Consider the following 16,513-nt stretch of genomic DNA (forward strand, 5'->3'; position numbering starts at 1 on the left):
CTACCGTACGGAAACCGTTGCTGCCATCCAAATAGGCAGTGATTGCTGTGAGCTTGAACTGCTCAGTGTACTTGGCCATGAATCCCCCAAGGGTTGGATTGGTGTCCAACTTCTTGGGGGCAGTCCAAAGGTCCTGCGTACACCGGTCAATGTGGGAGCGGCCTTGTGTCGCGAAAGGGGCACAAAGTGCCCCCAGGGTCTCAATACCAGCGCGGCTCGCCAGCCGGGCGCTTCTTGAAGCGCTTCATGCTCCACATGTACTGGCTCGGGTACTCGCGCACATAGCGCTCGACCACCTTGCTCATGGCCGCCGCCGACACGTTCACGTCGGTGCTGTACATCTCTTCCGGCGCCGCTTCCAGGAACACCTTGAAGCCCGATCCGTCCGGCAGCCGCAGCGCGTGCAGGAACACCCCCACCGCCTTGCCGCCGGCCAGCATGTTCGGCACGAACTTGCTGGTCAGCGCCTGCGTGCCCAGGAACGGCACGAACACCCCCGCCGATTCCGCCGGCTCCGGGTCGGCAGGAATACCCACCTGGCCACCGCGACGCACCTCCTTGATCACGCTGAGGATGCCTTCCTTGGTTGAAGGCGCCACACGGTTGCCCATCTGCACACGCTGCTCGCGCAGCAGGTCGTCCACTGCCTTGAGCTTCGGCGGGCGGTAGAAGATGATCGGTTTGCACTGGTTGCAGTAGAAGTGGTTGAGCACTTCCCAGTTGCCCAGGTGGCTGGTGATGCCGACCACGCCCTTGCCCGAGGCCAGGGCCTGCTCCAGCACTTCCAGCCCGTGCACTTCCTTGACCAGCTCAAGCGAACGCTGCGGCGGCCAGATCCAGGCGCAGGCACTTTCGACAAAGGATTTACCGATATCCTTCAGCGCACGGCCGACCAACTGCTCGCGCTCGACCGGATCCATCTCCGGGAAGCACTTGGCCAGGTTGATGCGCACTACATTGCGCGAGCCGTTGGGGATTTTCCACATCAGCCAGCCGATACCGGCGCCAACGCGCTGCACAGCGCCCCAGGGCAGCTTGGCAAACAGACGCAGCACCCCGACCATCAGGGCGCCCTTGAACTTTTCCACAGGCAATTCCTTATTTCAGCAAGGCGCGCATTGTAACCCTTCAGCGCGACAAGGCGGCGTAGCGATCGCAATCGGTAGTGTGGTCCATGACCATGCCGGTGGCCTGCATGAAGGCGTAGCAGATGGTCGGGCCGACGAAGGTGAAGCCCGCTTTCTGCAGGGCCTTGCTCATGGCCTTGGCTTCGTCGGTGACCGCTGGCACGTCGCCACGGCCCTGGAAGTGGTTGATCTTCGGCTTGCCGCCAACGAACGACCACAACCACTCGGCAGGGTTATCCACAGCCAGCCAGGCCTGCGCGTTACGCCGCGCAGCCTTGAGCTTGAGACGGTTACGGATGATACCGGCGTCCAGCATCAGTGCTTCGATGCGTTCGTCGCTCATAGCCGCCAGCTTCACCGGATCGAAGCCATGCATCACCTCGCGATAACGCTCGCGTTTACGCAAAACGGTGATCCACGAAAGCCCCGCCTGGAACCCTTCGAGCAAAAGCATCTCGAACAGCAGCGCCGGGTCACGCTGTGGCGTTCCCCACTCCTGGTCGTGGTAGGCCTGGTACAACGGATCGTCGGTACACCAAAAGCAGCGTGGCATAAGGCTCCAATGAGTAGAGGGCGAGGCGAATCAGGTTATACTCCCGCTCTTTACATCCGCATCCCCAGATACAGGTGAATTTCGTGAGCCAGCCTACGCCAGCCGTGCGTACCTTCCAAGACCTGATCCTCGCCCTGCAAAACTACTGGGCGGCTCAAGGTTGTGTGGTGCTTCAGCCCTACGATATGGAAGTAGGCGCCGGCACATTCCACACCGCTACATTCCTGCGCGCCGTGGGTCCAGAAACCTGGAACGCGGCCTATGTGCAGCCTAGCCGTCGCCCTGCCGACGGGCGGTATGGCGAAAACCCCAACCGCCTGCAGCACTACTACCAGTTCCAGGTGGTCCTCAAGCCGAACCCGGCCAACTTCCAGGAGCTGTACCTCGGCTCGCTGAAGGCCATTGGCCTGGACCCGCTGGTCCACGACATTCGCTTCGTCGAAGACAACTGGGAGTCGCCGACCCTGGGCGCCTGGGGCCTGGGCTGGGAAATCTGGCTGAACGGCATGGAAGTCACCCAGTTCACCTACTTCCAGCAGGTAGGTGGCATCGAGTGCTACCCGGTCACCGGTGAAATCACCTACGGCCTCGAGCGCCTGGCCATGTACATCCAGGGCGTCGACTCGGTCTACGACCTGGTGTGGGCCGACGGCCCGTTCGGCAAGGTCACCTACGGCGACGTGTTCCACCAGAACGAGGTGGAGCAGTCGACCTACAACTTCGAACATGCCAACGTCGACAAGCTGTTCGAGCTGTTCGACTTCTATGAAAGCGAAGCCAACCGCCTGATCAAGCTGGAGCTGCCGCTGCCGACCTATGAAATGGTCCTGAAGGCCTCGCACACCTTCAACCTGCTGGACGCCCGCCGCGCCATCTCGGTAACCGAGCGCCAGCGTTACATCCTGCGTGTACGTACCCTGGCCCGGGACGTGGCGCAAAGCTATCTGCAAGCTCGCGCACGCCTGGGCTTCCCGATGGCCACCCCTGAACTGCGTGACGAAGTGTTGGCGAAGCTGGAGGCTGCACAATGAGTGCTCAAGATTTCCTGGTAGAACTGGGCACCGAAGAGCTGCCACCAAAAGCCCTGGCCAGCCTCGGCGACGCCTTCCTGGCCGGCATCGAAAAAGGTCTGCAGGCCGCTGGCCTGAACTACACCGGCAAGCAGGTGTACGCCGCACCACGCCGTCTGGCCGTACTGATCCGCCAGCTCGACGTGCAGCAGCCTGACCGCAGCATCAACATCGACGGCCCCCCGCTGCAGGCGGCCTTCAAAGACGGCGAGCCGACCCAGGCAGCCTTGGGCTTTGCCAAGAAGTGTGGTGTAGAGCTGGCCGAAATCGACCAGAGCGGCGCCAAGCTGCGCTTCTCCCAGCACATCCCAGGCAAGGCCACCGCCAGCCTGCTGCCGACCATCGTCGAGGATTCGCTCAACGACCTGCCGATCCCCAAGCGCATGCGCTGGGCCGCCAGCCGTGAAGAGTTCGTGCGCCCGACCCAGTGGCTGGTGATGCTGCTCGGCGACCAAGTGGTCGACTGCACCATCCTGTCGCAGAAGGCCGGCCGTGAATCCCGTGGCCACCGCTTCCACCACCCACAGAACGTGGTCATCACCACGCCGGCCAACTACGTCGAAGACCTGCGCAAAGCTTATGTGCTGGCCGACTTCGCCGAGCGCCGCGAGCTGATCAGCAAGCGCACCGCCGAGCTTGCCATGCAACAGGAAGGCAGCGCCATCGTGCCGCCAGCGCTGCTGGACGAAGTGACTGCCCTGGTCGAGTGGCCGGTACCGCTGGTGTGCTCGTTCGAGGAGCGTTTCCTCGAAGTGCCGCAAGAAGCCCTGATCACCACCATGCAGGACAACCAGAAGTATTTCTGCCTGCTGGACAGCGAAGGCAAGCTGCTGCCGCGCTTCATCACCGTGGCCAACGTCGAGAGCCGTGACCCCAGGCAGATCGTGCAGGGTAACGAGAAGGTCGTGCGCCCGCGCCTGACCGACGCCGAGTTCTTCTTCAAGCAAGACAAGAAGCAGCCGCTGGAAACCTTCAACGAGCGCCTCAAGAACGTGGTGTTCCAGGCACAACTGGGCACGGTCTACGACAAGGCCGAACGCGTTTCCAGGCTGGCAGCCTTCATCGCCCCGCTGATCGGCGGCAACGCCCAGCGCGCTGGCCGTGCCGGCTTGCTGTCGAAGTGCGACCTGGCCACCGAGATGGTCGGCGAATTCCCTGAAATGCAGGGGGTTGCCGGCTACTACTACGCGCTCAACGACGGTGAGCCGGAAGACGTTGCCCTGGCCTTGAACGAACAGTACATGCCGCGCGGTGCTGGCGCCGAGCTGCCGCAGACCCTCACCGGTGCTGCGGTGGCCATCGCCGACAAGCTCGACACCCTGGTCGGCATCTTCGGCATCGGCATGCTCCCCACCGGCAGCAAGGACCCGTACGCCTTGCGTCGTGCCGCCCTGGGCGTGCTGCGCATCCTGATCGAGAAGCAGCTGGACCTGGACCTGACCGCTGCGGTCGAGTTCGCGGTCAAGCAGTTCGGTGCCAAGGTCAAGGCCGCTGGCCTGGCCGAACAGGTACTGGAGTTCATTTTCGATCGCCTGCGTGCACGCTATGAAGACGAAGGCATCGACGTTGCCACCTACCTGTCGGTACGTGCCCTGAAGCCGGCTTCGGCCTTGGACTTCGACCAGCGCGTGCAGGCTGTGCAGGCCTTCCGCAAACTGCCGGAAGCCGAAGCCTTGGCCGCGGTGAACAAGCGCGTCTCGAACCTGCTGAGCAAGGCCGAAGGCGCGATCGCCGACCAGGTCGAGCCGAAATACTTCGACAACGCCAACGAGTTCTCCCTGTACTCGGCCATCCAGCAGGCCGACCAGGCCGTGCAACCAATGGCAGCTGCCCGCCAGTACAGCGAATCGCTGGCCCGTCTGGCGGCCCTGCGTGACCCGGTCGACGCTTTCTTCGAGGCGGTGATGGTGAATGCCGAAGACGCCAAGGTACGTGCCAACCGTTATGCCCTGCTCAGCCGCCTGCGCGGCCTGTTCCTGGGCGTGGCCGACATTTCGCTGCTGGGGTAAGCCTTGAAACTGCTGATTCTCGATCGTGACGGGGTAATAAACTACGACTCCGACGCCTACATCAAGACGCTGGAAGAGTGGATCCCGATCCCTGGCTCGGTCGAGGCCATCGCGCAGTTGAGCAAGGCGGGCTGGACGGTGGCTGTGGCCACCAACCAGTCCGGCATCGCCCGAGGCTACTACCCGCTGGCTACCCTCGAGGCCATGCATGCGCGCTTGCGCGAGCTGGTGGCCGAGCAGGGCGGCGAAGTCGGCCATATCGTGTATTGCCCGCACGGGCCTGACGAAGGCTGCGATTGCCGCAAGCCCAAGCCAGGCATGCTGCGGGCGATCGCCGAGCATTACCAGACGGGCCTTGAAAGCGTCTGGTTCGTCGGCGACAGCAAAGGTGACCTGGAGGCCGCCCTGGCCGTCGGTGCACAACCCGTGCTGGTGAAAACCGGCAAGGGCGAGCGGACCCTGGAAAAAGGCGTCCCGGAAACTACACTGATTTTCGACGATCTGGCAGCCATCGCCAGAGAACTAATTTAAACAGTGCGCCCCCAGGGGCGCATTTTTCCTAGGCGGGCACGCCCCGCAACGGTAATTGCCACTATGTCGATCCTGCAGGCGATCAGAATCGTTCTTTTTTACCTGCTGCTGGGCACCAGTTCGCTGCTGTGGTGCTCGCTGAGCTTTTTCGTCGCGCCGTTCCTGTCGTTCCCCAAGCGCTACACGTTCATCAACGTGTACTGGTGCCGTTGCGCACTGTTCCTGGTGCGCACCATCCTTGGTATCGACTACAAGGTCACAGGTGCCGAGAACGTACCGGATGAGCCCTGCGTGATCCTGTCCAATCACCAGAGCACCTGGGAAACCTTCTTCCTTTCCCAGTACTTTTCCCCGCTGAGCCAGGTGCTCAAGCGCGAGCTGCTGTATGTACCCTTCTTTGGTTGGGCCATGGCCATGCTGCGGCCCATCGCGATCAACCGCGACAACCCCAAGGAGGCACTGCGTCAGGTGGCCAGCAAGGGTGACGAGTTGCTCAAGCAGAAAACCTGGGTGCTGATCTTCCCGGAAGGTACCCGTGTACCGTTCGGTACCGTGGGCAAATTCTCCCGAGGCGGCACCGCGCTGGCGGTGAATGCTGGCTTGCCAGTGCTGCCGATTGCCCATAACGCTGGCAAATTCTGGCCGAAGACTGGCTGGGGCAAGCGCTCAGGCACCATCGAGGTAGTGATCGGCAAGCCGATGTACGCCGAGGGCTCCGGGCCGCGGGCCATTGCCGAGCTCAACGACCGTGCCGCCGCGTGGAACGAAGCTACCCAGCGGGCCATGGGATCGCTGCCGCCAGTGGATGAAAAACCGCAAGAGCAGATGGCTTGACGATCTGTGGATAACTTGTGAGCAATTTTTTGACCGAGTGCCCGGATTCAACGCTAAGTATATGAATTAGCTATTTATTTCGGCGCATGACAATTTTCTGAAAAACGTGCATAAGTTTTTCCATGGCATAAGAAAACCGGCTTTTACAGCCGGTTTTTTTATGGCTCGGTGATAGCGTCAGACTTTGTCGATATCCACGTCCTTGGTTTCTTTCAAGCAGAACATCCCCACTACCAAGCTGATGCCGGTCACCAGCACCGGATACCACAATCCATAGAAGATATCCCCGGTATACACCACCAATGCGAACGACACGGTGGGCAGGAAGCCACCGAACCAGCCGTTGCCGATGTGGTAGGGCAGCGACATCGAGGTGTAGCGGATACGGGTCGGGAACAGCTCGACCATCACCGCCGCCAGCGGACCGTAGGTCATGGTCGCGATCAGGATCATTGCCACGATCAGCACCACCACCATCACCTGGTTGACTTGCCCCGGCTCGGCCTTGGCCGGGTAGCCCGCCTGCGCGATCGCCGTGCGCATGGCCGTTTCGTCGAAGCCGTTGATGGTCTTGTCGCCAATGTTCACCACCACGTCACTGCCGGCCACGTTCACCGAGCTGTATGGCAGGCCCTGCTTGACCAGGAAGGTTTTGACCTTGTCGCAGGGGCTGTCGAAACGTGCTTTGCCAACCGGGTCGAACTGGAAGGTGCAGCCTTGCGGGTCAGCGGTCACCACGATAGGGGCCTGGCGGCTGGCGGCGTCGATCTGTGGGTTGGCGTAGTGGCTCAGGGCCTTGAACAACGGGAAGTACAGCACGGTGGCCAGCAGCAGGCCGAGCATCAGGATCGGTTTGCGCCCGATGCGGTCGGAAAGCCAACCGAAGAACACGAAGAACGGTGCGCCGATCACCACGCTGATGATCAGCAGGGTATTGGCCTGAGCAGGGTCCATCTTGAGCATCTGGGTCATGAAGAACAGCACATAGAACTGCGCCGTGTAGAAGGTCACAGCTTGCCCGGCATTGATGCTGAACAGCGCGGTAAGCACGACTTTCAGGTTGGGCCAGGAGGTGAACGACTCGCGGATCGGTGACTTGCTGACCTTGCCCTGGGCCTTCATTTTCACGAAGGCCGGCGACTCGTGCATGCTCATGCGGATCCAGGTGGATATCCCCAACAGGATGATCGACAGCAGGAACGGCAGGCGCCAGCCCCAGGTTTCGAACTGGTCACCACTGATGTAACGGCTGCCAAGCACCACCAGCAATGACAGCAGCAAGCCCAGGGTCGCGGTCGACTGGATGAAACCGGTATGGAAGCCACGTTTGCCGGGTGGCGCGTGCTCGGCCACGTAAGTGGCGGCACCACCGTATTCACCGCCCAGCGCCAGCCCCTGGAGCATGCGCAGGATCACCAGGATGATCGGTGCCGCGATGCCAATGCTGGCGTAGGTGGGCAACAGGCCAACAGCGAACGTCGACAGGCCCATCAGCACGATGGTCACCAGGAAGGTGTACTTGCGCCCGATCATGTCACCCAGGCGGCCGAACACCAGCGCACCAAACGGCCGCACCAGGAAGCCAGCAGCAAACGCCATGAGGGCAAAGATGAAGGCCGTGGTGTCGTTGACCCCAGCAAAGAACTGCTTGCTGATAACGGCGGCCAAGGCCCCATAGAGAAAAAAGTCATACCACTCGAAAACTGTCCCGAGGGATGACGCGAAAATGATCTTGCGTTCTTCACGACGGCTGGAGGTGCTCGCCGACGCACCCTGCTCTTGGATGTAATCCGACATCGTTGCTGTCCTCGGCCCGCAGGCCACAGTGATTATTCTTGTTGTTCCACTGTCGGCAGCTTGTGACCGCGAGCTGCCGGTGTTGCATGCTCCCGGTCAGGGGGTCGGTATGGCGTCTTCGTTCAGGTAAGTCTGGGTTGCCGCTCCTTTGAGGATCAGTTGCGCCGCCTTCTCGGCGATCATCAGGGTGGGGGAACAGGTATTGCCGGAAGTGATTTGCGGCATGATCGAAGCGTCGGCCACGCGCAAGCCAGGTATGCCGTGCACGCGCAGCTGGTTATCCACGACGTCCAGGTCGCTGTTGCCCATGCGGCAGGTGCCGACGGGGTGGAAGATGGTGGTGCCGATCTTGCCGGCCGCCTCGAACAGTTCTTCCTCGGTTTGCAGCGTCGGGCCTGGCAGATACTCCTGGGGATCGAAAACGGCGAGGGCGGGGGCATGGACGATACGCCGAGTCAGGCGAATGGCATCGACGGCAACGCGCAGGTCCTGGGGGGCGCTCAAGTAGTTGGGGTCGATCCGCGGCGCACTGTTCATGTCTGCACTGCGGATATCTATGCGCCCCCGGCTGGCCGGGCGCAGGTTGCACACCGAAGCGGTGAACGCCGGGAACTGATGCAGAGGCTCGCCGAAACGCTCCAGAGATAGCGGCTGCACGTGATACTGCAGGTTCGGTGTGGCCTGCTCCGGGCTCGAACGTACGAAGGCACCCAGTTGGCTGGGCGCCATGGCCAGCGGACCACTGCGGTCGTAGAGATAGCGCAGGCCCATGCCCAGCTTGCCCCACAGGCTGTTGGCCATCTGGTTGAGGGTGCGCGTATTGCGGATCTGGTAGATCAGCCGCAGCTGCAGATGATCCTGCAGGTTGCCGCCAACGCCGGGCATGTCGTGGCGTACGCCGATGCCCAGGCTTTCGAGCAGCTTGCGCGGGCCAATGCCGGACCGCTGGAGAATACCGGGCGAGCCCACCGCGCCAGCACAGAGGATGATCTCGCGACGCGCAGCAAACTCATGCCAGGTGCCCTGCCACTGCGCCTTGACCGCACGGGCACGGGTGTTGTTCAACAGCACCTGGTCAACCTGCACGCCGGTCAGCACGGTGAGGTTGGGGCGGTCTTTGATCGGCCGCAGAAAAGCCTTGGCGGCGTTCCAGCGCACACCGCTGCGCTGATTGACCTGAAAGTACCCACAACCCTGGTTGTCGCCAGTATTGAAGTCATCGACCTTGCCGATGCCACTCTGCTCGGCTGCATCACGGAAGGCATCGAGGATCGGCCAGTTGTAGCGTTGGCGCTCGACTCGCCATTCACCCTCGGCGCCATGGTGCTCGTTGGCACCGGCAAAGTGGTTCTCACTGGCCTTGAACAACGGCAGTACGTCGTTCCAGGCCCAGCCTTCGTTGCCTTGTGCAGCCCAAAGGTCGTAATCAGCGGCCTGGCCGCGCATGTAGATCATACCGTTGATCGAAGAACAGCCGCCGAGCACCTTGCCCCGTGGATAGCCCAGCGCGCGGCCGCCCAAACCGGGCTGTGCTTCGGTCTTGAAGCACCAGTCGGTACGCGGGTTGCCGATGCAGTAGAGGTAACCGACGGGGATGTGAATCCAGGGATAGTTGTCGCGACCACCGGCTTCGAGCAGCAGCACGCGGCTGGAAGGATCAGCGGACAAACGATTGGCCAGCAGGCAGCCGGCGGGGCCAGCGCCTACGACCACGTAGTCGAAGACAGAATCGGCTGATGGCATGTGCAACCTCGCGCCTGATTTTTATTCTTGTTCCGATCCATCTTAGTGAGTAATTTCGCCATGGAAACACGAGATTTCACGCAGCCGCTGTGCGTTTTAGCACAGCGGTAAGTCTGTACTGGCCTCTTCGCGGCTAAAGCCGCTCCCCCAGGGATAGCGTTGTCTGCGGGAGCGGCTTCAGCCGCGAAAGGGCCGGAACGAACATCCACAAGGATCAGCATGTTCGACTGGAACGATCTGCGGTTTTTCCTCGAGTTGCAGCGCAGTGGCCGCCTGCTCAGCGCGGCCAAGCGCCTCAATACCACCCACAGCACGGTGGCCCGGCATATCGAAAGCATCGAGAAGAGCCTGGGCACGCCACTGTTCGTGCAGCATGCCCAAGGCTATGAACTGACCCCGTCGGGCCAGGCGCTGCTAAAGCACGCCGAAGCCATGGAGAACGTCGCCCTGCTGGCGCAGGAAGAAATCACCCAGGCCATCACCCCGCTGGGCAAGATTCGCCTGGGGGTCACCGAAGGCATCGGCATCATGTTCTTCACCCCGCGCATGAGCGAGCTGTTCGCCCGCTATCCGGGGCTGGAGGTAGAACTGGTGGCGGTACCGCGCTTCGTCAGCATCCTCAACCGCGAAGCGGAGATCAGCATCCATCTGGAGCGCCCCAACGCCGACCTGCTGATCACCCGCAAGCTCACCGACTACCGCCTGGCGCTGTACGCCAGCCAGAGCTACCTGGACCGGGCACCGCCTCTGCGTAACCGCGAGGACCTGGCGCGGCATAGCTGGATCGGCTATGTCGACGACTTGCTGTTCAGCCAGGAACTGCTGTTTCTCAACAGCTTCTGCCGTGCACCGAACGTGGCCTTCCGCAGTACCAGTGTCATCGCCCAGCAAACCGCCGCACGCGCAGGGCTGGGCATCGCTGTGCTGCCCAACTACATGGCTCGCCATGACCCGACGCTGGTTCGCGTGCTGCCCAGCGAGACCATCCAGCGCAGCTACTGGATCTGTACCCGCCGCGAGTTGCACAAGTCGGTGCGCCTGCGGGTGGTGTGGGACTACCTGCTGGCGCTGTGCGCGGCGGAACAGGACGAGCTGCTAGCCCAATAGCGCCTTGCCAGCCAGCAGCACGGCCGCCAGCCAACCGGCGACAGCGAACATCTGCTGCAGGCGAGGCCCGGCGATCCTGGCCGCCAGTGGCCGAGCCAGCAACAGGCCGATCACCGCCCCAATGGCAAAAGGTGCGCCAATCCGCCAATGCATCACACCGGCCAGGCTGGCGCTGACCACGCTCCCCGTGGAAACCAGCGCGATGACGGCCAGGGAGGTCGAGACGATGCTCTTCATGCGCAGGTTGGTGTAGCGGTTCAAGGCGGGGATGATCACAAAGCCGCCGCCTACTCCCAACAGGCCGGACAGCAAGCCGGACATGGCCCCGGTAAATGCCAGGGCGCGTGCGCAAGGTAGCGTCCAGCGCAAGCGCCCCTGCAACGGGTTCAGCACACAAGGCTCGATGTAGCGATGGGCTTCACTGCCTTCGCCGCGCAGCTCTTTGGCTGCCTTGCGCCAGATGCGCAGGCAGGCATGGATCAGCACGGCAGCGAACACCAGCGCCAAGGGTGTATTGGGCAAGCGGTGGGCCAGCATCAGGCCGAACGGTGCCGCTGCGATACCGATCAAGGCGATGAAGAGGGCGGCGCGATAACGCACCAGCCCTTCGCGCAAGCCGAGTACCGCACCCACCGCCGCCGCAAGCCCCACGGCGAGCAGCCCGATAGGTGCCGCTTCGACCATCGACAGGCCCAGCCCGAACACCAGCAGCGGCACCGCCAGGATGCCACCACCGGCGCCGGTCAGCGCCAGCACCGCTCCGATGATCGCGCCCAGGCCAGCGCCCAGCAGTTGATGTTCGATCACTGTGCGGCCTCGGTGTCCAACGGTTGTGGGCGCGCCAGCCATTCTCGGCCCTTGAGCATGCCCTGCCAATACAGCGGCGGCAGTACGCGTGCCTTGAGCAGCCAGGCCAGGCGTGTCGGCTGGCGCCCATCGAGCAGCCAGCGGGGAAAGCTCGGAGCGACCTTGCCGCCATAGGTGAATTCGGCCAGGACGATCTTGCCGCGCTCGACGGTCAGCGGGCAGGAACCATAGCCGTCGTACTGCGCCAGGGCAGGGAGACGGCCCAGCGCTACCAGCACGTTGTTGGCTACCACTGGCGCCTGCTTGCGCGCCGCTGCGGCAGTCTTGGCATTGCTGGTGTTGGCCACATCGCCCAGTGCGTGGATGTTGGCGAACAGGCGGTGGCGCAAGGTATGCGGATCGACATCGACCCATCCGGCTGGATCGGCCAAGGGGCTCTGGCGGATAAAGTCCGGGGCAACCTGTGGCGGTACCACATGCAACAGGTCGAAGGATTCGGCACGGGTTTCAGTGCTACCGTCGGCCAGTGTACGCACGAAGGTGGCACGCTGATTGGGCCCATCCACGGCCACCAGCCGGTGGCTGTAATTGAGGTCCACGCCGTACTTGTCGATGTAGGCCATCAACGCTGGCACATAATCGGGAACGCCGAACAGCACTGCACCGGCATTGAAGAAACTGGCTTTCACGTCGCCCAGCCGTCCACTGCGCAGCCAATGGTCGCACGACAGGTAGAGGGCCTTTTGCGGCGCGCCAGCGCACTTGATCGGCATCGGCGGCTGGGTGAACAGTGCACGGCCTTGCTTGAGCTTTTGCACCAGCTCCCAGGTGTAAGGTGCCAGGTCGTAGCGGTAGTTGGAGGTGACACCGTTGCGGCCAAGGGTTTCGCTGAGCCCGTCGATTGCCTCCCAGTCGAGCTTGAGGCCAGGGCAGACCACCAGCTGTTCATAACTGATGGCGCGGCCTCCCTCCAGGGTGACCAACTGGGCAGATGGGTCGAAGCCCTGGACGCGCGCCTTGATCCAGCGCACGCCGCGCGGGATGGCCGAGGCCATGGTGCGGGCGGTGCTCGGCGCACTGAAGACGCCAGCGCCGACCATAGTCCAGCCTGGCTGGTAGTAGTGCACGTCGGCAGGGTCGATCAGGGCGATGTCCAGTGACGGGTCACGGGCGATCAGGCTGGAAGCAGTGGCGATACCGGCGGCACCGGCACCGACGATGACCACCTTGTGGTGGTCGGCATTGGCAGGCATGGCAGTCAATCCTGGAATTTCTGGTAATGGGGCAGGGCAGTCAAAGCTTGTTCAGCGGGATCTTCAGGTAGCTCACACCGTTTTCCTCAGGCTCCGGGAGCTGGCCGCTGCGCATGTTGACCTGCACCGAAGGCAGGATCAGCACGGGCATGTCGAGGGTCTTGTCGCGGGCTTCGCGCATGGCCACGAAGCTGTCCTCATCAATGCCTTGGTGGATGTGGATATTGCTGGCGCGCTGCTCGGCCACCGTGGTGACGTAGCGCATCTCGCGCCCGCCTGGCAGATAGTCGTGGCACATGAACAGCAGCGTCTGGTCGGGGAACGCCAGCAACCGACGGATCGAGCGGTACAGCGTGCGCGCATCGGCGCCGGGGAAGTCACAGCGGGCCGTGCCGTAGTCAGGCATGAACAGGGTATCGCCGACGAACACCACCGTCTCACCCGCGTCCACGACCATGTAACTGAGGCATGCCGGTGTATGCCCGGGGGTATGCAACGCACGAGCATGCAGGTTGCCGATGCAGAAGCCCTCTTCATCTTCGAAGAGCACATCGAACTGGCTACCATCACGGGCGAAGCCAGGCTCGGCGTTGAACAGCGCGCCAAAGACTTTCTGCACCTGGGTGATGTGCGCACCGATGGCGGTATGGCCGCCAAGCTTGCCCTTGAGGTAAGCCGCCGCCGAGAGGTGGTCGGCATGCACGTGGGTTTCCAGTACCCACTGCACGGTGGCCTTGAGCTCTGTCACCCGGTCGATCAGGCGATCCGCCGAAGCGGTGCAGGTGCGCCCGGACTTGGGGTCGTAGTCCAGCACGCTGTCGATCAGTGCGCACTGGAGGGTTTCACGGTCCATGACCAGGTAGCTGATGGTCGAGGTCGCCTCGTCGTAGAAGGCTTCCACGTGAAGGTTGTTGCCGATGATCATCACGTTCTCCAAATGGTCTGCCTCAGCTTGTACGGGCGCAGGCAGTGGGAGGAGGATTATCAAGATGCATGCCAGGCGCTCTTGCGCATCCGGCCCCATGAACACGGTCCCTTGATCACCGCTGTACGTGCCGGTGGCAGTACCTTTGGCAGTCGACTGTCAGCCAATGGCAGTGTTTGGCAGTCCTTGTTACCCTGCGCCAGGTTATCCAATCGGTGCCGTCATGCCTGAATCTCATCCACTCATCCTAGCCCTGGTTTCCTACCTTGAGCACGATGCCGTGCCTGCCATCGTGCTGGACACCGGCTACAACATCCTTGCGGCCAACGCGGCCTATCGGCGGCAGTTCGGTCGAAACGAGCAGGCCCCGCTGGGTGAGAAATGCCACCGGGTGTCGCATCACTACGCTGTACCGTGTGACCAGGCCGGTGAGCACTGCCCGATGCGCAAGGCGTGGGACAGCAAAGTGCCGGAGCGAGTGCTGCATATTCATCACACGCCGCGTGGCCCTGAGCATGTGGATGTAGAGTTGCGGCCGATCCTCGATGAGCAGGGCAGGGTGGTGGCTTTCGTCGAGCGGCTGACCAGCATCACCCTGGCCTCCGCACAACCTCAGGAACAAGGGCTGGTCGGGCGGGCGCCTGCTTTCAAAACCGCGTTGGCCAGCCTTCAGCGTGCGGCTCCTGCGCAGATTCCGGTGCTGCTGCAGGGCGAGTCGGGTACCGGGAAGGAGCTGTTTGCCCGCGCTATTCACATGGGTAGCCCACGGGCTAATGGTCCGCTGGTAGTCGTCGACTGTACCGGCCTGACCGAGTCGCTGTTCGAAAGCGAGCTGTTCGGCTACGAGAAGGGGGCATTCACCGGCGCCAATCAGCGCAAGATCGGCTTGGCCGAGGCCGCCCATGGCGGCACATTGTTCCTCGACGAAATCGGCGAAGTGCCGTTGGCGATGCAGGTCAAACTGCTGCGCCTGATCGAGTCCGGGAGCTTCCGCCCGGTTGGCAGCCTGCGCACCGTGCATTCGGATTTCCGTCTGGTTTCGGCGACCCATAAGCCGCTGAAGAAAATGGTGGCTGAGGGGACGTTCCGAGAAGACCTGTATTATCGCATCAGCGGTTTCCCCATCCGCTTGCCGGCGTTGCGCGAGCGCGTGGAGGATTTACCGCTGCTGGCCGAGAGTCTGCTGCAACGCATGACTGGCAAGCCGACACCGAGCCTGACCGAGGCGGCGCTGAAGCAACTCAAGCTGCATGCCTTCCCTGGAAACATTCGCGAGTTGCGCAACATTCTGGAAAGGGCTCGGTTGTTTGCCGATGACGGGCTGATACGACCCGAGCACCTCCCTGAAGAGGTCGGGCGACAGCAGGCAGTGGCCATGCGCAGAGGGCGAAACGATCTGGGTGATCTCGCGCACGCACTGGAGCAGTTCCAGGGATCACGCAGCGAGCTGGCCCGTCACCTTGGCATGAGCGAGCGAACCCTCTATCGCCGCTTGAAAGCGCTTGGTTTGTAGTCCGTAGACCTTTACCGGACCTTTACCTCTGCCCTGACATCAAGCGGAAAAATTTGTGGTCTGATCAGGTAACCGCACCAGGCAGACCGTTTTACCTGCCGGGCGTTAACAGTCAGAGGTTCCGCAAATGAACAAAGCCCTAACCGTACTCTGCGCCGCACTTGTGCTCAGCACACCCTTGGCCAGTTTTGCTCAACCAGGGCCGGACCACCATGACGGTGGTCCATCCCATCAGGGCTCCCCGTCACATGGCCAACCCGAGCGGCATGACCGTCATGACAACGGTCACTACCCGGCCTACCACAACCCGAACTTCCGACCTGAAGCCGGCATGCCGATGCCGCATCAGCAATGGCATCGTGGCTATGTGGTGGAACCTCGTTATCGCACAGACCGCTACTGGGTGACCGACTGGCGTGCGCGCCATCTGTACGCGCCACCTCGTGATCACCGCTGGTTGTACGTGAACGGGGACTATGTGCTGGTGGCGATCGCCTCAGGCGTGGTCGTCAGCGTTCTCTCCGGCTACTGAGTCTCACAGAAACAACAAAGCCCGCGTCAGCGGGCTTTGTTGTTTCTGGCGATCTACACCGGATGTAGGTTCACAAAATAGGTGATAGGCCAGACCCCGTGAAATTGGAATCTTCGCCATTTTTTTTGTGAAATGAAGGGGTGCTTTTCACAGAAAAGCCGAGAAATCCCTACTCACCAATCACAAAAGTTGATTGGCCTGGAAAGGGCCGTTTACGACCGACGCGTGACTTTTCGGTAAGGGATGAGGAGTAGTCGCAGCGATCCTTTAGCTCCTAGTCTGGCGACCTTGGGTTCAGAATCCGACTGGCAATGCCCGCCGTCACTACTTCAGAGGAACCAGCTTCCTCTGCTGCCAAAATTGCGGGGGGCTCATGCTGGTACCCAGGCCCGACAAATGCGCAGTTGCAGCCCTCAATTGCAAGGCTATCCAAAGCGGCACGCGTGTCAATCAAGATCTGATGCATGACGATGGCCGGCCTCACGGAGGTGAAACCGGAGATTCAGATTGACTAAACCGACCCCGTAGACACCAACCTCCACGAAGGCCGCTATCGACCCAAAGCTGTCCTTCAAGAAAGGCAGCTAACGGCGAGAAGCGGTCATTTTGTATCTACAGGTTTCGGGGCGATTCACTCGTCTGATGCTCAGGAGCACCAGGATGGGCGTCAAGGAGGTGGTCATCTTGAGGTGGACTATGCTGACCAGTTGCT

14 protein-coding genes are annotated in these 16,513 nt (G+C 61.9%); 7 read left to right on the top strand and 7 right to left on the bottom strand.

The genetic code is table 11. The features are described 5' to 3' along the window. Window positions 1–200 precede the first annotated feature (200 nt). Window positions 201–1,088 (bottom strand): lysophospholipid acyltransferase, encoded by an 888-nt coding sequence (locus CQW31_RS19355; RefSeq protein ID WP_054884420.1) that lies wholly within the window; start codon window positions 1,086–1,088, stop codon window positions 201–203. A gap of 40 nt (window positions 1,089–1,128) precedes the next feature. Beyond that, a complete protein-coding gene (locus CQW31_RS19360; RefSeq protein ID WP_054884421.1) occupies window positions 1,129–1,680 on the bottom strand; it encodes a DNA-3-methyladenine glycosylase I in 552 nt (183 codons plus the stop codon). A gap of 83 nt (window positions 1,681–1,763) precedes the next feature. On the opposite strand from CQW31_RS19360, the gene glyQ reads away from it, so the two are divergent. The 4 genes from glyQ to CQW31_RS19380 all read left to right on the top strand — a co-directional run bounded on the left by glyQ (window position 1,764) and on the right by CQW31_RS19380 (window position 6,124). Further along, a complete protein-coding gene (glyQ, locus tag CQW31_RS19365; RefSeq protein WP_003253126.1) occupies window positions 1,764–2,711 on the top strand; it encodes a glycine--tRNA ligase subunit alpha in 948 nt (315 codons plus the stop codon). After that, window positions 2,708–4,759 (top strand): glycine--tRNA ligase subunit beta, encoded by a 2,052-nt coding sequence (gene glyS / locus CQW31_RS19370; protein WP_099815195.1) that lies wholly within the window; start codon window positions 2,708–2,710, stop codon window positions 4,757–4,759. The genes glyQ and glyS overlap by 4 nt, the downstream gene beginning before the upstream one ends. Window positions 4,760–4,762: 3 nt before the next feature. Then, a complete protein-coding gene (gene gmhB, locus CQW31_RS19375; RefSeq protein WP_054884423.1) occupies window positions 4,763–5,290 on the top strand; it encodes a D-glycero-beta-D-manno-heptose 1,7-bisphosphate 7-phosphatase in 528 nt (175 codons plus the stop codon). A 63-nt stretch (window positions 5,291–5,353) separates the two neighbouring features. Next, window positions 5,354–6,124: a 1-acyl-sn-glycerol-3-phosphate acyltransferase gene (locus CQW31_RS19380; RefSeq protein ID WP_054884424.1), complete on the top strand. Its 771-nt coding sequence runs from the start codon at window positions 5,354–5,356 to the stop codon at window positions 6,122–6,124. A 177-nt stretch (window positions 6,125–6,301) separates the two neighbouring features. Here the strand turns inward: CQW31_RS19380 and CQW31_RS19385 are convergent, their stop codons facing one another. Together CQW31_RS19385 and CQW31_RS19390 are read right to left on the bottom strand one after the other, a co-directional pair. Then, on the bottom strand, window positions 6,302–7,921 hold the full coding sequence (locus tag CQW31_RS19385) for an MFS transporter (RefSeq protein WP_099815196.1): 1,620 nt from the start codon (window positions 7,919–7,921) through the stop codon (window positions 6,302–6,304). A gap of 96 nt (window positions 7,922–8,017) precedes the next feature. Next, window positions 8,018–9,664, bottom strand: coding sequence for a GMC family oxidoreductase (locus CQW31_RS19390; protein ID WP_099815197.1), 1,647 nt, complete (start codon window positions 9,662–9,664; stop codon window positions 8,018–8,020). Between the two features lie 219 nt (window positions 9,665–9,883). On the opposite strand from CQW31_RS19390, the gene CQW31_RS19395 reads away from it, so the two are divergent. Next, window positions 9,884–10,771 carry a LysR family transcriptional regulator gene (locus tag CQW31_RS19395; protein ID WP_054884427.1) on the top strand — a complete coding sequence of 296 codons (888 nt, stop codon included), beginning with the start codon at window positions 9,884–9,886 and terminating at the stop codon, window positions 10,769–10,771. Here CQW31_RS19395 and CQW31_RS19400 read toward each other — a convergent pair. From CQW31_RS19400 to CQW31_RS19410, 3 genes are read right to left on the bottom strand one after another with little or no spacing between them, the layout of a single operon-like run. Then, window positions 10,760–11,578, bottom strand: coding sequence for a sulfite exporter TauE/SafE family protein (locus tag CQW31_RS19400; protein ID WP_099815198.1), 819 nt, complete (start codon window positions 11,576–11,578; stop codon window positions 10,760–10,762). The genes CQW31_RS19395 and CQW31_RS19400 overlap by 12 nt on opposite strands. Beyond that, the gene (locus CQW31_RS19405; RefSeq protein ID WP_249342222.1) at window positions 11,575–12,831 is read right to left on the bottom strand and encodes an FAD/NAD(P)-binding oxidoreductase; all 1,257 of its coding nucleotides are present in this window, start codon (window positions 12,829–12,831) and stop codon (window positions 11,575–11,577) included. The genes CQW31_RS19400 and CQW31_RS19405 overlap by 4 nt, the downstream gene beginning before the upstream one ends. A gap of 40 nt (window positions 12,832–12,871) precedes the next feature. Next, a complete protein-coding gene (locus CQW31_RS19410; protein WP_054884430.1) occupies window positions 12,872–13,756 on the bottom strand; it encodes an MBL fold metallo-hydrolase in 885 nt (294 codons plus the stop codon). 223 nt (window positions 13,757–13,979) lie between these two features. Between CQW31_RS19410 and CQW31_RS19415 the strand changes: the two genes are divergently transcribed. Continuing rightward, on the top strand, window positions 13,980–15,269 hold the full coding sequence (locus tag CQW31_RS19415) for a sigma-54-dependent Fis family transcriptional regulator (RefSeq protein WP_099815199.1): 1,290 nt from the start codon (window positions 13,980–13,982) through the stop codon (window positions 15,267–15,269). A 127-nt stretch (window positions 15,270–15,396) separates the two neighbouring features. After that, on the top strand, window positions 15,397–15,801 hold the full coding sequence (locus tag CQW31_RS19420; RefSeq protein ID WP_099815200.1) for an RcnB family protein: 405 nt from the start codon (window positions 15,397–15,399) through the stop codon (window positions 15,799–15,801). The last annotated feature ends 712 nt before the right edge of the window (window positions 15,802–16,513 follow it).

The organism is Pseudomonas sp. 382 (genome assembly GCF_002759075.1).
GTDB classification, from domain to species: Bacteria; Pseudomonadota; Gammaproteobacteria; order Pseudomonadales; family Pseudomonadaceae; genus Aquipseudomonas; species Aquipseudomonas vlassakiae.

Bases quoted from the DNA above. Each gene is read 5' to 3' on its own strand.
- CQW31_RS19360 (WP_054884421.1), bottom strand. From the start codon at position 1,680: ATGCCACGCTGCTTTTGGTGTACCGACGATCCGTTGTACCAGGCCTAC.
- glyS (WP_099815195.1), top strand. From the start codon at position 2,708: ATGAGTGCTCAAGATTTCCTGGTAGAACTGGGCACCGAAGAGCTGCCA.
- CQW31_RS19380 (WP_054884424.1), top strand. From the start codon at position 5,354: ATGTCGATCCTGCAGGCGATCAGAATCGTTCTTTTTTACCTGCTGCTG.
- CQW31_RS19385 (WP_099815196.1), bottom strand. From the start codon at position 7,921: ATGTCGGATTACATCCAAGAGCAGGGTGCGTCGGCGAGCACCTCCAGC.
- CQW31_RS19390 (WP_099815197.1), bottom strand. From the start codon at position 9,664: ATGCCATCAGCCGATTCTGTCTTCGACTACGTGGTCGTAGGCGCTGGC.
- CQW31_RS19395 (WP_054884427.1), top strand. From the start codon at position 9,884: ATGTTCGACTGGAACGATCTGCGGTTTTTCCTCGAGTTGCAGCGCAGT.
- CQW31_RS19405 (WP_249342222.1), bottom strand. From the start codon at position 12,831: ATGCCTGCCAATGCCGACCACCACAAGGTGGTCATCGTCGGTGCCGGT.
- CQW31_RS19410 (WP_054884430.1), bottom strand. From the start codon at position 13,756: ATGATCATCGGCAACAACCTTCACGTGGAAGCCTTCTACGACGAGGCG.
- CQW31_RS19415 (WP_099815199.1), top strand. From the start codon at position 13,980: ATGCCTGAATCTCATCCACTCATCCTAGCCCTGGTTTCCTACCTTGAG.
- CQW31_RS19420 (WP_099815200.1), top strand. From the start codon at position 15,397: ATGAACAAAGCCCTAACCGTACTCTGCGCCGCACTTGTGCTCAGCACA.